At 70.1% G+C, this 12,967-nt stretch carries 13 protein-coding genes and 1 tRNA gene; 8 read left to right on the forward strand and 6 right to left on the reverse strand.

What is annotated here, in order from left to right:
* The first annotated feature begins 13 nt into the window (after nucleotides 1–13).
* On the forward strand, nucleotides 14–1,228 hold the full coding sequence (locus BLT27_RS07840) for an inorganic phosphate transporter (protein ID WP_089732599.1): 1,215 nt from the start codon (nucleotides 14–16) through the stop codon (nucleotides 1,226–1,228).
* Nucleotides 1,229–1,243: 15 nt separating this feature from the next.
* On the opposite strand, the gene BLT27_RS07845 is transcribed toward BLT27_RS07840, so the two are convergent.
* Both BLT27_RS07845 and BLT27_RS07850 read right to left on the reverse strand, forming a co-directional pair.
* Nucleotides 1,244–1,678 carry a universal stress protein gene (locus tag BLT27_RS07845; protein WP_089732601.1) on the reverse strand — a complete coding sequence of 145 codons (435 nt, stop codon included), beginning with the start codon at nucleotides 1,676–1,678 and terminating at the stop codon, nucleotides 1,244–1,246.
* Nucleotide 1,679: 1 nt separating this feature from the next.
* Nucleotides 1,680–3,101 carry an FAD-binding oxidoreductase gene (locus tag BLT27_RS07850; protein ID WP_089732603.1) on the reverse strand — a complete coding sequence of 474 codons (1,422 nt, stop codon included), beginning with the start codon at nucleotides 3,099–3,101 and terminating at the stop codon, nucleotides 1,680–1,682.
* 141 nt (nucleotides 3,102–3,242) lie between these two features.
* On the opposite strand from BLT27_RS07850, the gene BLT27_RS07855 reads away from it, so the two are divergent.
* Entirely contained in the window at nucleotides 3,243–4,214 is a 972-nt protein-coding gene (locus BLT27_RS07855; RefSeq protein ID WP_089732605.1) for a quinone oxidoreductase family protein, read from the forward strand.
* On the opposite strand, the gene BLT27_RS07860 is transcribed toward BLT27_RS07855, so the two are convergent.
* The 3 genes from BLT27_RS07860 to folP all read right to left on the reverse strand — a co-directional run bounded on the left by BLT27_RS07860 (nucleotide 4,215) and on the right by folP (nucleotide 7,145).
* Nucleotides 4,215–4,889, reverse strand: a complete 675-nt coding sequence (locus tag BLT27_RS07860) for a DUF47 domain-containing protein (RefSeq protein WP_089732607.1) — start codon at nucleotides 4,887–4,889, stop codon at nucleotides 4,215–4,217.
* A 106-nt stretch (nucleotides 4,890–4,995) separates the two neighbouring features.
* On the reverse strand, nucleotides 4,996–5,673 hold the full coding sequence (locus BLT27_RS07865; protein ID WP_089732609.1) for a 6-hydroxymethylpterin diphosphokinase MptE-like protein: 678 nt from the start codon (nucleotides 5,671–5,673) through the stop codon (nucleotides 4,996–4,998).
* Nucleotides 5,674–5,951: 278 nt separating this feature from the next.
* Nucleotides 5,952–7,145, reverse strand: coding sequence for a dihydropteroate synthase (gene folP / locus BLT27_RS07870; RefSeq protein ID WP_089732611.1), 1,194 nt, complete (start codon nucleotides 7,143–7,145; stop codon nucleotides 5,952–5,954).
* A 139-nt stretch (nucleotides 7,146–7,284) separates the two neighbouring features.
* Here folP and BLT27_RS07875 point away from each other — a divergent pair, with 139 nt between their 5' ends.
* The 5 genes from BLT27_RS07875 (at nucleotide 7,285) to BLT27_RS07895 (ending at nucleotide 11,766) form a co-directional block, all read left to right on the forward strand.
* Nucleotides 7,285–8,235: a DUF4129 domain-containing protein gene (locus BLT27_RS07875; protein ID WP_139172274.1), complete on the forward strand. Its 951-nt coding sequence runs from the start codon at nucleotides 7,285–7,287 to the stop codon at nucleotides 8,233–8,235.
* Between the two features lie 99 nt (nucleotides 8,236–8,334).
* A complete protein-coding gene (locus BLT27_RS07880) occupies nucleotides 8,335–9,312 on the forward strand; it encodes a DUF4129 domain-containing protein (RefSeq protein ID WP_089732615.1) in 978 nt (325 codons plus the stop codon).
* On the forward strand, nucleotides 9,309–9,872 hold the full coding sequence (locus BLT27_RS19690) for a DUF7269 family protein (RefSeq protein WP_089732617.1): 564 nt from the start codon (nucleotides 9,309–9,311) through the stop codon (nucleotides 9,870–9,872). The genes BLT27_RS07880 and BLT27_RS19690 overlap by 4 nt, the downstream gene beginning before the upstream one ends.
* A complete protein-coding gene (locus tag BLT27_RS07890; RefSeq protein ID WP_217639111.1) occupies nucleotides 9,869–11,260 on the forward strand; it encodes a DUF58 domain-containing protein in 1,392 nt (463 codons plus the stop codon). The genes BLT27_RS19690 and BLT27_RS07890 overlap by 4 nt, the downstream gene beginning before the upstream one ends.
* Nucleotides 11,257–11,766 carry a DUF7519 family protein gene (locus BLT27_RS07895; protein ID WP_139172277.1) on the forward strand — a complete coding sequence of 170 codons (510 nt, stop codon included), beginning with the start codon at nucleotides 11,257–11,259 and terminating at the stop codon, nucleotides 11,764–11,766. Before BLT27_RS07890 ends, BLT27_RS07895 begins: the two co-directional genes overlap by 4 nt.
* A 6-nt stretch (nucleotides 11,767–11,772) precedes the next feature.
* On the opposite strand, the gene BLT27_RS07900 is transcribed toward BLT27_RS07895, so the two are convergent.
* A complete protein-coding gene (locus BLT27_RS07900) occupies nucleotides 11,773–12,723 on the reverse strand; it encodes an AAA family ATPase (RefSeq protein WP_089732621.1) in 951 nt (316 codons plus the stop codon).
* Nucleotides 12,724–12,824: 101 nt separating this feature from the next.
* Here BLT27_RS07900 and BLT27_RS07905 point away from each other — a divergent pair.
* A tRNA-Ser gene (locus tag BLT27_RS07905) sits at nucleotides 12,825–12,909 on the forward strand.
* Nucleotides 12,910–12,967: the final 58 nt, after the last annotated feature.

Consider the following 12,967-nt stretch of genomic DNA (forward strand, 5'->3'; position numbering starts at 1 on the left):
CGGAGCGGTGCCGATGACCGACCCCGTCTTCTGGGGACTGGTCGTGGTGGCCACCCTGACGAGCCTCGGCACCGCGTGGACGCTCGGCGCGAACAGCAACTCGCCGCCGTTCGCGCCGGCCATCGGGGCGAACGCCGTCTCGACCATGAAGGCGGCGTTCCTCATCGGCATCCTCGCCGCGCTCGGTGCGCTCACGCAGGGCGGGAGCATCTCCGAGACCGTCGGCGCGGGGCTCATCCAGGGAGAGCCCATCACGTCGCTCGCGGCGACCGCGGGACTGCTCACCGCGACGGCGTTCATGGCGTTCGGTATCTACTCGGGGTACCCGGTGCCGGCGGCGTTCGCGACGACAGGGGCGATGATCGGCGTCGGGCTCTCGCTCGGCGGCGACCCCGCGGTCGCGACCTACCAGCGCATCGCGACGTTCTGGCTGCTCGTCCCGCCCGTGTCTGGCGGGCTTGCGTACACGACCGCGACGCTCCTGCGTCGGGACGACATCCCCGAGACGGTCAGCATCCCGCTGTTGGCGGCCGTCGTGGGTGGTATCGTCGCCAACATCCGGCTGAGCGTCATCCCGTCGCCGACGGGTCGCTCCCAGGAGTCCGTCGCGGGCTTGGTCTCGGGCACCGTTCCGTCGCCGACGGTCGGCCCGGTCGACCTACTGCTGCCGGTCGTGACGCTCGTCTTCGCCGCGGTGAGCTTCCAGTTCATCCGCCGACGGACCCAGACGTCGGTCGACAAGGGCATCAAGAGCTTCCTGCTCATCCTGGGGAGCATCGTCGCCTTCTCCAGCGGCGGCAGTCAGGTCGGGCTGGCGACCGGGCCGCTGGAGAACCTCTACGGCGTCGAGCTCGGCCTCCCGGGCATCGCCCTGCTGACCGTCGGTTCGGTCGGGATCCTCGGCGGGGCGTGGATGGGTGCGCCGCGGCTGCTGCAGGCGACCTCGCGGGAGTACGCCCAGCTCGGGGTCCGCCGGTCCATCGCGGCGCTCGTCCCCGGGTTCATCATCGCGCAGGCGGCCATCCTGCTCGGCATCCCCATCTCGTTCAACAACATCATCATCTCGGGTGTCATCGGCGGCGGATTGGCGGGTGGCTCGGCCGGCGTCTCCCGGCGCAAGATAGCGACGACGCTCCTCTTCTGGGTGTTGACCCTCGGGACCTCCGTCGTGCTCGGCTTCGGGGTCTATCGGGTGTTCGCCTTCGTTCTGGGTGGCGCCACGGGCTGAGCGCTCGGCCGCGGGTCAGTCCCTGACCACGGTCACGGTCGTCGTCGCCTCGCTGACGACGGTCGTCGCGACGGTGCCGAGCAGCCGGGCGGCGAGCGCGTTTCGTTCGCCCCCGTGTCCGCCCATCACGATGTGGTCCACGGCGCTGGACTCGGCGAATTCGACGATGGTCTCGGCGGGGTCGCCGGTCTCGACGGCCGTCTCGACGGTGCGGCCGTGCTCCGCTGCGCGGCGCTTTCCCCGCTCGATTATCGTCTCGGCGCGGTCCTCGGCGGACTCCTCCCGGTCCTCGTCGGCGTCGAGGATGCCGCTCTCGCTCATCGATCTGTCCAGCGGCGTCACGACGTTCAGCACCGTGGTCCGGCAGTCGAACGTCTCCAGCGCGTGGACGAGCGCGCGGTCGGCCAGCGGCGAGCCGTCGAGCGGGACCAGGACGTGGTCGGGTGCCATCCTACTGGTCCCCGTCGCGGACGCGGTGTCCGTCGACGGTCTCCGGGAACAGTTTGCCGGGGTTGAGGGTGTCCGTCGGGTCGAGCGCGCGCTTGACCCGGCGCATCGCGTCGACGGTGGCCTCGCCGTGCTCGCGGACGAGGAACTCCCGCTTGCCGAGGCCGATGCCGTGCTCCCCGGTGCAGGTGCCGCCCCGTTCGATGGCGAACTCGACGATGTCCCGGTAGGCTGCCTCGCCACGCTCGACCGCGTCGGGGTCGTCCTCGTCGACCAGCACGGAGTAGTGGACGTTGCCGTCGCCCGCGTGCCCGAAGCAGGGTATCAGCAGGTCGTGCTCGTCGGCGAGGTCCTTCGCGTACCGGATGGCGTCCCCGTACTTCGAGATGGGGACGGTGATGTCGCCGGGGTGGAGCGGCGTCAGCTCGGGGTCCCAGGACTGCATCGCGTAGGCGAGGTCCTTGCGGGCCTCCCACAGCTCGTCCATGCCGGCGTCCGCCTCGGCCACCTCGAACAGCGTCGCGTCGTGGGCCGCGAAGACGGACTCGCAGAAGGCGACCTCCTCGTCGACGCCGTGGTTGGCGTGGAACTCCACGAAGACGGTCGGCCGGTCGGGGAGGTCGGTGCCGGAGTACGCGTTGGCCATCATCGCGCTCTCGGCGTCGATGAGTTCGAGCTTCGCCACGTCGACGCCGGACTGGACGGCGTCCTCGACGGCGGCGGTGGCGTCGTCGAGCGTCTCGAACTGCGCGCGCCCGCCGCGGATCTGTGCGGGTCGCCCCGCGAGTTCGAGCGTCGCCCGGGTCACGACCGCGAGCGTGCCCTCGCTGCCGATGAGGAGGTCGCGCAGGTCGTAGCCCGACGAGGTCTTGACCGCCTTCGACCCGGCGGTGACGACCGAGCCGTCGGCGAGCACGGCCTCCAGTTCGAGCACCCAGTCCGCGACCTCGCCGTACTTCACCGTCTGCATCCCGCTGGCGGCGTTGGCGACCATGCCCCCGACGGTCGAGATGCTGCCCGAGGAGGGGAGCGGGGGGAACAACAGCCCGTGCTCGCCGGCCGCGTCGTCGACAGCCGAGCCCATGACGCCCGGCTCGACGTCGAGCTGGAAGTCCTCCGGTCGGACGTCGAGCACCGCGTCCATCCGGGTCAGGTCGAGGCTGATGCCCGCGTGCGCCGGCACGGCGTTGCCCTCGAGGCTGGTGCCCGCCGCGTACGGCGTGACCGGAACGTCGCGTGCCGTCGCGGCCTCGAGGACGGTCGAGACGTCCGCGGTCGACTCGGGGTACACCACCGCGTCGGGCAGCACCTCGTCGCCCGGCTTCGTCCCCCAGTCGCTGTCGTGTGCCTCCCGCGTCGCCTCGGCGAACGACACCTGGTCGTCGTCGAGGTCGAGGTCGTCGAGGAACGAACAGTCGGTTGTCATACGGAGACGTGGGGCGACCCCGGCGATAAAGCTGTCTCCCGTGGCGGTCGTGGTCCCGAGCCGGATTGAACACTGAACTTGTGGATGGTTTCGCCGGTTGGCCGACCCTTTTCCCGCCGGCGGTGGTACGAAGGGTCGAACATGCGCGCTATCCAGGTCACGGAGTACGGCGGACGCGACAACATCGAAGTCATCGAGCAGGAGAAACCGGAGCCAGGGCCGGGCGAGGTCCGGATCGACGTCGAGGCCGCGGGGATCAACTTCGCGGACATCATGCAGCGACGGGGCCACTACCCGGGCGGACCGGACGCGCCGTTCGTCCCCGGCTTCGAGGCGGCCGGTACCATCGACGCCGTCGGCGAGGGTGCCGGAATCGAGGAGGGCGCGCGCTACGTCGGTATGGTCGGCGTCGGCGGCTACGCCGAGTACGCCGTCACCGACGCCGACTCGCTGTTCCCCATCCCGGAGGGGATGAGCTTCGCGGAGGCCGCGGGCTTCCCGGTGCAGTTCCTCACCGCCCACAACAGCCTGTTCGGCTGGGGCGGCCTCGAGGAGGGCGAGTCGGTGCTCATCCAGGCCGCCGCGGGCGGCGTCGGCACCGCGGCGGTCCAGCTCGCCGACCGCGCCGGGGCAGAGGTGTTCGGCACCGCGAGCACGCAGGAGAAGCTCGACCTCGCCGCCGAGCTCGGCTGTGACCACCCCATCAACTACACCGAGGAGGACTTCGTCGACGTGGTGCAGTCCGAGACCGACGGCGTCGGCGTGGACCTCGCGCTCGACGGCGTCGGCGACGACGTGTTCTCGAACTGCATCCGCGCGACGAAGGACTTCGGACGCATCGTGCCCTACGGCGCGGCCAGCGGCGTGCCCGGCACGCTCGACACCAGCGAGATGTTCTTCCGGAACCAGTCGGTCATCGGCTACCACCTCGGCCGCGCGATGGCCCGCAAGCCCGAGAAGGTGCTCGAGGCGGTGCCGGACCTGACCCAGGGGCTCACCGAGGGCGAACTGGAGGTCGTCGTCGGCGAGACGTTCGCCCTCGAGGACGCCCGCGAGGCGCACGAGTACATCGAGGACCGCAAGTCGACCGGCAAGGTCGTCCTGGAGCCGTAGTCACGGGAGCGTCGTCCCCGACGCGAACAGCAGGTGGTCGGCGGCGTCCTCCACCGCGTTCATCGCCGCGTCCAGACAGACGAGCAGGTCCCGGACCAGGAGGGCCGCTGACGTCTCCTCGTCGCCGTCGAACGCGGCACCGAGGGCGTCGTACTTCAGCTGGTCGCACGCGGACTCCAGCGCCGCCACGCGCTCGACCGTCGCGGTCGGGTCGCCACCCGTTCCACCGGTGACCAACCGCTCGACGAACGTCGAGATGGCCGCCGTGAGTGTCCGCGCGGCCGTGTCGATGTGGTCGGTCATCTCGACGAACGTCGCCAGCTGTGAGTCCGTCAGCGACGGTTCCGTCGCCCGGAGCTGCCGGGCGAACCGTTCGAGCTCCGTGGGAATCCTGTCGACGTGCGTGTACAGCTCGAGCAGGTCGCTCTTCCTGAGGTACGCACCGCTGAAGCTCGGGTCTAGCTCCGACCCGACCGTCCGTCTGAGCTCGTGGAGCGTGTTGTCGCAGGCCGATTCGACGGCCACGAGGCGCGACAGCTCCCGCTCGAACGCGTCCCCGTCCGTTCCGTAGGCGTCGAGTGCCGTCGCGAGGGTTTCGGTGCTCTCCGTGACGTGCTGCAGGAAGGTGCTGGTCTTGGCGAGCAGCTCGTCGGTCATCCCGTCGGTCGAGGGCATCGGGTGGAAGACGGGCAGTGACGGACGAAAGCGCTCCTATGAGTTCACCAGTGCGCTACGTTCCCACACGTAGTGCAGGCCTGCCGGCGGTTCCGCGGGCGGGTGCTCACGGCAGTGGCTCCAGGTCGTCCCGAACGCCGTCCAGGACCGCGAACCACCCGTCGCGCCGCCGCTCCAGCCACGCGAGCAGCCGCGCCGCCCAGCGGAGCTTGCGCCGTTTCATCGGGCCCACGTCGGGGTCGTCGAACGACCAGCCGGGGAACGAGAGCCGGGTCGCGCCGGCGTGGTCCGCGAGGAACGCGGCCCGGTCGCCGTCGGTGAAGCCCCCGTAGTTCCGGACGTGTGCGGCTGGTGCGGCCTGCGTCGTGGGGAGCACCGGTTCGGCCGGGAGCCCGGGCACGACCGACCGGACCCGCCCGACGTTGTCGCCGTGTGCGTGGACCGCGACGGGTGTCCCCTCGGCAGCGAGGTCACCGACCAGCTCGGGGTCGCCGTCGAGGTCGGTGACGTAGACGTCGACGGTGACGCCCCGCTCACGGCAGACCGCCGCCGCCGAGGATGCCGCGACGACCCGGTCGGCGTCACAGTCGTCGAGGTCCGCGGCGAGCGTGGGGCCGGCCCCACAGACGGCGACGTGTTCGCCGGCGAGCACCGAGAGGCGCGACTCGTCGAACGGCGTCGTCAGCTCGGCGAGGGCGTCGCGTGCTCGCTCGTCGCCGTCGCGGTCGAAGCCGAAGTCGGCGAGGATGGCCTCGTACACCGGCTCGAACGTTTCGAAGTCCATGGCTGTAGCTGTCGGATGTAGTTCCAAGATAACCGTTGGTGTGGGCCGGAATTGCCTCTTGTGAGTACCCCTACCCGAGAGGCCCTCCCGGCTTCCACCCCCACCTTCTGAAGCCACCGGTATAAGTTTTCTCTTACCGAGTTATACGACCCATAACGATTCGTTAGAGCCCGCTACGTGTGGAGTTCGATAGATATGCGACCCGGGGACGGTCGGCGGATGGTGTCCCACGGGGCCTCGATGCACCGTCGACCAGCGGACGGGACCGCGGTGCAGGCTCAGTTCAGGGACGACGCGACGGCGTCGAGGACCGCCCCAGTGCCCGCAGTCCCGGGCGTGGCCTCGACGAGCGCCTCGAGTGCGGCGTGGGTCCCCACGAGCAAGCCACCGTCGCCCGCCGCGTTCCTCGCGAACGTCGTCTCGGCGTCGGCAGCGAGCGTCCCCAGCTCCTCGCACGCGTCCTCGGTGAGTCCACGGACGTCGAACACGGCGAGGGTAGCTGTGGCGGCCAGGTCGGCCGTGCCGAGGCGGTCCGCGTGCCGTCGCACGTCGCCCTCGGAGTCGACGTCGAGCTCCTCGACGCTGACCCCGCTCGCGTGGCTCCGGTGCCGCTCGGGGACGAACGCGTCGCCCACGGCGGCCGCGTCGACCGTCTCCCGCACGTCGTGGGTCCGAATCACGTGTGCGCCGCGTTCGATGGCCATCGACGTGGCCGCGAGGGAGACGGCGAGTGCGTCCTCGGTGGGGCGGTCGGTCAGCGACCTGAGGAAGTTCTTCCGGTTGATGGAGACGAGCATCGGCCGGCCGAGCCCACGGAACTCGCGGAGCCGCCGGAACGTCTCCCGGTCGTCGGCGACCGTCTTCGCCTCGGACCAGCCCCCGAACGCCGGGTCGACGATGGTGTCTTCGGGCAGCCCGTTCTGCTTGAGCGCCTCGTACACCATGTCGACGTAGTCGGCCTGTTCGGCCCACGCCTCGCCTTTGCGCTCCGCCCAGGGTGTCTCCTCGACAGCGCCCGGACGCGTCAGATCCGGTGGGCTGGCCATCTTCGCGACGGCGACCCCGTACTCCTCGGCGACCCGGGGCATCTCCGGGTCCGCGAACCCGGCGATGTCGTTTATCATGTCGAAGCCACCGTCGAGGGCGGCCGCGGCGACCTCGTGGTAGCGCGTCTCGATGGACCAGACCGGGTCCGCGGACGTGTTCTCGATGACCGACAGCGCCACGTCCAGCCGGTCCAGCTCCTCCGCCGCGCTGAGCACCTCGAAGCGCTTGTTCGCCGACTCCAGCCCGATGTCGACGATGTCCGCCCCCTCCGCGACGAGTTCGTCCTCGACGTAGTCGGCTGCCTCCGCGGGGTCGTCGAACACGCTCGGGTCGTACGGTGATTCCGCGCTCACGTTCAGCACGCCCATGATCCGTGTCGGGTGGTCGTCCCCGATACCGAGTCCGGCGGCGTCGACGTTCTGCATACCCATCCTGGGGGCGCTGACAGTGAAAAGGGCCGTGTTCCCCGGAGCGACTGCCGGGACCCGGCGCGCCGCCGCCGTCGGTACAGTCGACGTGTGTGCCAACGAAAACCACTCATACCATCGGACCCGAGTGGCGGGCGTGAACCGAGAGCGACTCCTCCCGGTCGTCCTCGCGCTCGTCTGCGTGGTCGCGCTCTCGCTCGTCGCCGCGAGCGTGGTGGACCCGGCCGACGGCGGCGGCGGGTCGACCGTCAGCGACCCCACCGGCGGCGACGACCGCGACTCCGGCGAGAACGGCAGCAGCGGCCGTGAACCCCTCACCGACCCCGGGCAGTTCTCGTTCTCTTTCGGCATCTGTCTCCCGTTCCTGTTGACCGGCGAGTTCCTCGCCATCGTCATCGGCGTCGCACTCCTGCTCTGGTCGGGGCTCGCGTACCGCGACGACGGGTTCGCGGCCTCCGCCGCCCTCGTCGTCGTCGGGTTCCCCGCCTTCTTCCTCTGGATGCTGCTGACCAACTGCGCGGAACAGCCCGCGCCGACCTCGGCCGACATCCTGCCCTCGGAGCCGGCACCGCCCAGCACCGGGGGAAACGCCTCGGTCGGCATCGCCAACGACTCCGGGCTGGTCATCACACAGCCCTCGGTGTTCGTGGTGCTCGTCGCGGCGACGCTGGTCGTCGGTCTCCTCGGCTACGCCCTCCTCTCGAGCACGGACGACGAGGAGAGCGAGGCGGAGCCCCCCGAACAGGGGAGCGCCGAGGAGGGCGACCCGAGGCGGGTCACCGAGATCGGCAACGTCGCCGGTCAGATCGCCGACAGGCTGGAGCGGACCACCGGCACCGAGAACGAGGTGTTCCGCGCCTGGGTCGAGATGACCCGGCACCTCCCCGTCGAGCACCCCCGGTCGAGCACCCCCTCGGAGTTCGCCGACGCGGCCGTCGGGGCCGGTGTCTCGCGCGAGGACGTGGCCGAACTCACCGAGCTGTTCGAGGAGGTCCGCTACGGCGGCGAGCCGGTGACGGCGGACCGCGAACGTCGTGCCGTCGACGCACTCCGGCACATCGAGGACAAGTACGGGGACGAGCCCTGACGCCGTCGACGCCACCTGCGTCGCTTCCGGTGGTCGTTCAGCACAAGACGTGTTTGTGTATACGAACCCGTTAAGTGCGGGTTGTGGTAACAGTGGTCCGTGAACAGACGGACGATCGGGGTCGCTATCATCGCTGTCTGCTGTGTTGTGGCTATCGTCTTCGCGGCCGGGACGCTCAGTCAGACGACGAGTGCTGGCCAAGACGCGAACCAGCCGGCACCGGAGCAGGACGAGAGCATCGCTGCGACTGACTCGCCGATGGACGCGAACGTGGAGGGCGGTGAGAAGCGGCAGAAGCCGCCGGTGAAGGTCGAGCGGTGCGAGCAGTCGATTCCACCGACGCTACTGCTCGGGCTGATTGGTATCCTCGTCGGGGTGACGGCGTTCATGTACCGGAAGTACGACCGGATGGTCGCGCTCAGCGCCTTCTTCGTGGTGGGTGTGCTGGTGGCGACGACGGTGCCGTTCCTGGTCGCGTGCCCGGACGAACCGGTCCCGAAGGAGCAACAGAACGGCAGCCCGGACGTCATCAGTAACCAGACGGCGTCGGGCGGTGGCGGTGACGGTAGCGGCGGCGGCGAACAGGGCGAGACGCGCCAGCAGCTGCCCGACGCCCTCCTGCTCCTGCTCGGCGTCGTGGGTGTCGCGGTGGTGGTGGTCGCGGGCGTCTGGATGGTCCGCTCCGGCGACGACGACGCGGAGTCGGAGCTCGCCGAAGCGGTCGACCCGGCCGACGAGGAGGACCCCCCGGAACCGCCGGACGTCGCGGCGGTCGCGGCGGCCGCCGGCCGGGCGGCGGACCGCATCGAGGAGCAGTCGGCGGTCGACAACGAGATCTACCGCGCCTGGGTCGAGATGACCGGCCACCTGCCGGTGGAGCACCCGGAGACCAGCACGCCGCGGGAGTTCGAACGTGCGGCGGTCGCCGCGGGGTTCGAGACCGGTGCGGTCGGCGAACTCACCGACCTGTTCGAGTCGGTGCGCTACGGCAGCGAGTCGGCGACCGCGGAACGCGAGGAGCGGGCAGTCGAAGCACTGAGGCGTCTCGAGGACCAGTTCGAGAGTGAGAACGAATGAAGCCGCGAACCCTGCTCGCCGTCTTCGGCGTGGCGCTCGCGCTGACCGGGTTCACCCTCGTCGCAGCGCCAGGGCTGGCGTCGTCCATCACGCTCGACGAGGCGGTCCTCGTCGTCGTCGGCCTCCTCGGCGTCCTCCAGGGGGTGCGTGTCGCCATCGGCCGGTCACGCACCGACTACGAGCAGGTCGAGACGCCCGACCCGGAGGCGTCACAGGACCTCCCGACCCCGGGTGACGAGTTCGACGAGATGCTCCTCACGGCCGGCTCGGACCGCAGGGAGATCGAGACGCGAGAGACGGTGCGGACCCGCCTGGAGCGGGCTGCCATCGCGACCATCGTCCGCACCGAGGGCTGCACGCGGGCCGAGGCCGAGCGACAGCTTGAGTCGGGCGAGTGGACCGACGACCCCTTCGCCCGGGCCTTCTTCACCGGCTCCGTCGAGGGGGCGTCGCTGTTCGACCGGTTCGACTTCCAGCGGGACAACCGGACGCAGTACCACCGCTGGGCGGTCCACGCCGCCAGCGAGATAACGCGGCAGTCGGAGGCGGCCGAAGCATGAGTTCGACGCTATCGCAGTCGGCGACGGGCGAGTCCACGGCCGACGAGGCCGAGTCGGGCGGCGGAACGTCGACGGGGACGCGAGAAGGAGGGAGCGAGGGGAGCCAGCGGGTCATCTCCGAGACCGAGGAGGACACGAACCACTGGCGTGGCATCGGCGCGCTGACGTTCGTGGCGGGTGGAATGGGCGTCATCCTGAAACAGCCCGCCCTGCTCCTCGCGGCGGTCGTCGCGGTCGCCTACCTCGCGTACGTCCAGGTGACGACGGTACCCCGGGCGACGGTCCGCATCCGACGGGAGCTGTCCGACCCGACGCCGGACCTGGGCGACGACCTGACGGTGACGGTGAGGGTCACAAACGTGGGCGACCGTGTCCTCCCGGACCTTCGGGTCGTCGACGGCGTGCCGGAGGAGCTCACCGTCGTGGGCGGCACGGCCAGGCTCGGCACCGCGCTCCGCCCCGGCGAGACCGACTCGTTCACGTACACGTTGAACGCCAGACGGGGGACACACGAGTTCAAGACGTGTGACACCATCGTCCGTGACTGGTCCGGCAAGCGCGAGCGATACACCCGCTTCCGGACCGGCGGCGAGGTGGTCGTCACGCCGTCGCTCTCGTCCACGCTACCGATGCCGCTCCGCAAGCAGACCTCGCAGTACGCTGGCCGCGTCGAGACCGACCACGCCGGCGACGGCGTCGAGTTCCACTCCACCCGCGAGTACCGTTCTGGTGACCCGCTGTCGCGGGTGGACTGGCGACGCTACGCGCGCACCGGCGACCTCGCGACCCTCCAGTTCCGCGAGGAGCGGGCCGCGACAGTGATGCTCCTGCTCGACCTGCGCCAGGAGGCGTACGTGCGGCGCGACGAGGACGACCTCCACGCGGCCGACCTCGGCATCAACGCGGCCGGCCAGATTTTCACCACGCTGCTCGAGACCGGCGACCGGGTCGGTATCACCGCCCTGGCACCCCAGAAGGTCTGGCTCTCGCCCGGACTCGGCAACGAGCACCGGGTCGAGGTCGAGGAGCTGTTCGCCCACCACCCCGCGCTGTCGGCCGAGCGACCGACGGGACGCTACTCCGTCACGCTCGGCGTCCGGAACCTCCGCAAGCGCCTCTCGGGCGACATCCAGGTGATGTTCTTCTCGCCGCTCTGTGACGACGACGCGGTGAAGGCGGCACAGCTGCTCCACGCACACGGGCACAAGGTGACGGTGCTCAGCCCCGACCCGACGAACGACGGGACGCTCGGCCAGCGGTTCGCCCGCGTCGAGCGCGCGGACCGGATATCGACGCTCCGACAGGGTGGCGTCAGGGTGCTCGACTGGGACCCCGACGAACCGCTCGCGGAGTCCATCGCGCGGAACACCGTGCGGTGGTCGCGATGACGGAGATCGACAGGCGGCCGGTGCGCCTCTCGGCAATCGTCTCGCTCGGCGCGGCCGCGGTCGCCGCGCTCGCGGCCATCCTGACCGCGAGCGTCGGGGGCGTCGTCGCCGGGCTGGGCATCGTCGCACTCGCCCCCGGCCTCGTCGTCGGCTCGCGACGACTCGTCCACGCGGGCGGCGTCGTCCTCGCCGCGGGGATGGTGGTCGCGGGCGCGACCGGTGCCGGCGCTGCAGCAGAGCTGTTCCTGCTCGTCGGCACCGCGGCGACTGTCGTCGCCTGGGACGTCGGGCAGAACGCCGTGGGGCTGGGCCAGCAGCTGGGCCAGGAGGCGGAGACGACCCGGGCCGAACTCGCACACATCGGCGCGACGCTGGTCGTCGGCGGGGTCACGGTCGGCGTCGCGTACGGCCTGTACCAGGTCGCCGGCACCGGCCAGCCGCTCCCAGCACTGGTGATGCTGCTGGTCGCGGCGCTCGTCCTGACCACGGCGCTGCGACAGACGTAGAAGGGGTTACTCGACGGTCGGGACCGGGACCGAGTCGAGCACCGTCTGGACGACCTCACGCTTGTCGACGTTGTTCACCATCGCGTCCGGCGTCAGCACGAGACGGTGCGCGAGCACCGGCAGCGCCACGCGCTTGATGTCGTCGGGCGTGACGTACTCGCGGCCGACCATCGCGGCGTAGGCGCGCGAGGCCTCGAACAGGCGCTGGGTCCCACGCGGAGAGACGCCGATGTCGACGCGGCCGTCCTGCCGGGTCTCGCGGCAGAGCGCGGCCATGTACGCGAGGAGGTCGTCGTCGACCCGCACGTCCTCCGGCACCTGCCGGAGCTCCGCGACCTCCTCGTCGCTGAGGACGCGGTCGACGCTCGGGCTCTGGTCGACGCGACCCGCGCGGCGACGGAGCAGTTCGATCTCGCCCTCCTCGTCGGGGTAGCCGATGCTCGACTTGACGATGAAGCGGTCGACCTGTGCTTCCGGCAGCGGGAACGTCCCCTCCTGCTCGACGGGGTTCTGCGTCGCGATGACGAAGAACGGCTGCGGGAGCATCCGCGTGTCGCCGTCGACGGTGACCTGTCCCTCCTCCATCGCCTCGAGCAGGGCGGCCTGGGTCTTCGGCGGCGCGCGGTTGATCTCGTCCGCGAGCACGATGTTCGCGAAGATGGGACCGGCCTGGAACTCGAACTCGCGGCTCTCCTCGTTGAACACGTGCGTCCCCGTCACGTCGGAGGGCAGGAGGTCGGGGGTGAACTGGATGCGGGAGAAGGACAATCCGAGGGCGGACGCCATCGACCGTGCCGTGAGCGTCTTGCCGGTCCCGGGCACGTCCTCGAGGAGTACGTGACCGCGGCCGACGACGCCCATCAGTACGGTTTCGAGGAACTCTCGGTCGGCGATGACCGAGTTCCCGATGGCGTCGAGGACTGCGTTGCAGTCCTCGTTTGCTTGGCTAACGTCCATGGTATCTCCCTGCGACGCATGCAATTTATTATTGACGATTGTCACCACACGCCCGACCGAATCGAAACCCCTAAAATACTCAGCGGGCAAGGTGAGAGCGAGCCGAGATAGCCTAGCCTGGCCAAGGCGGTAGATTCGAAATCTACTGTCCACACGGACACGGGAGTTCAAATCTCCCTCTCGGCGTTTCTTCGGGAACCACGACGGCGAGCGCAGCGAGCCGTCCGTCCACGAAGAAACGCCA

The organism is Haloarchaeobius iranensis (assembly GCF_900103505.1).
Taxonomy (GTDB): Archaea; Halobacteriota; Halobacteria; order Halobacteriales; family Natrialbaceae; genus Haloarchaeobius; species Haloarchaeobius iranensis.

Excerpts from the sequence above, each read along its gene's own strand:
- BLT27_RS19690 (WP_089732617.1), top strand. The coding sequence starts at position 9,309 with ATGAAGCCGCGAACCCTGCTCGCCGTCTTCGGCGTGGCGCTCGCGCTG.
- BLT27_RS07840 (WP_089732599.1), top strand. The coding sequence starts at position 14 with ATGACCGACCCCGTCTTCTGGGGACTGGTCGTGGTGGCCACCCTGACG.
- BLT27_RS07865 (WP_089732609.1), bottom strand. The coding sequence starts at position 5,673 with ATGGACTTCGAAACGTTCGAGCCGGTGTACGAGGCCATCCTCGCCGAC.
- BLT27_RS07900 (WP_089732621.1), bottom strand. The coding sequence starts at position 12,723 with ATGGACGTTAGCCAAGCAAACGAGGACTGCAACGCAGTCCTCGACGCC.
- BLT27_RS07845 (WP_089732601.1), bottom strand. The coding sequence starts at position 1,678 with ATGGCACCCGACCACGTCCTGGTCCCGCTCGACGGCTCGCCGCTGGCC.
- folP (WP_089732611.1), bottom strand. The coding sequence starts at position 7,145 with ATGCAGAACGTCGACGCCGCCGGACTCGGTATCGGGGACGACCACCCG.
- BLT27_RS07895 (WP_139172277.1), top strand. The coding sequence starts at position 11,257 with ATGACGGAGATCGACAGGCGGCCGGTGCGCCTCTCGGCAATCGTCTCG.
- BLT27_RS07890 (WP_217639111.1), top strand. The coding sequence starts at position 9,869 with ATGAGTTCGACGCTATCGCAGTCGGCGACGGGCGAGTCCACGGCCGAC.
- BLT27_RS07850 (WP_089732603.1), bottom strand. The coding sequence starts at position 3,101 with ATGACAACCGACTGTTCGTTCCTCGACGACCTCGACCTCGACGACGAC.
- BLT27_RS07855 (WP_089732605.1), top strand. The coding sequence starts at position 3,243 with ATGCGCGCTATCCAGGTCACGGAGTACGGCGGACGCGACAACATCGAA.
- BLT27_RS07860 (WP_089732607.1), bottom strand. The coding sequence starts at position 4,889 with ATGCCCTCGACCGACGGGATGACCGACGAGCTGCTCGCCAAGACCAGC.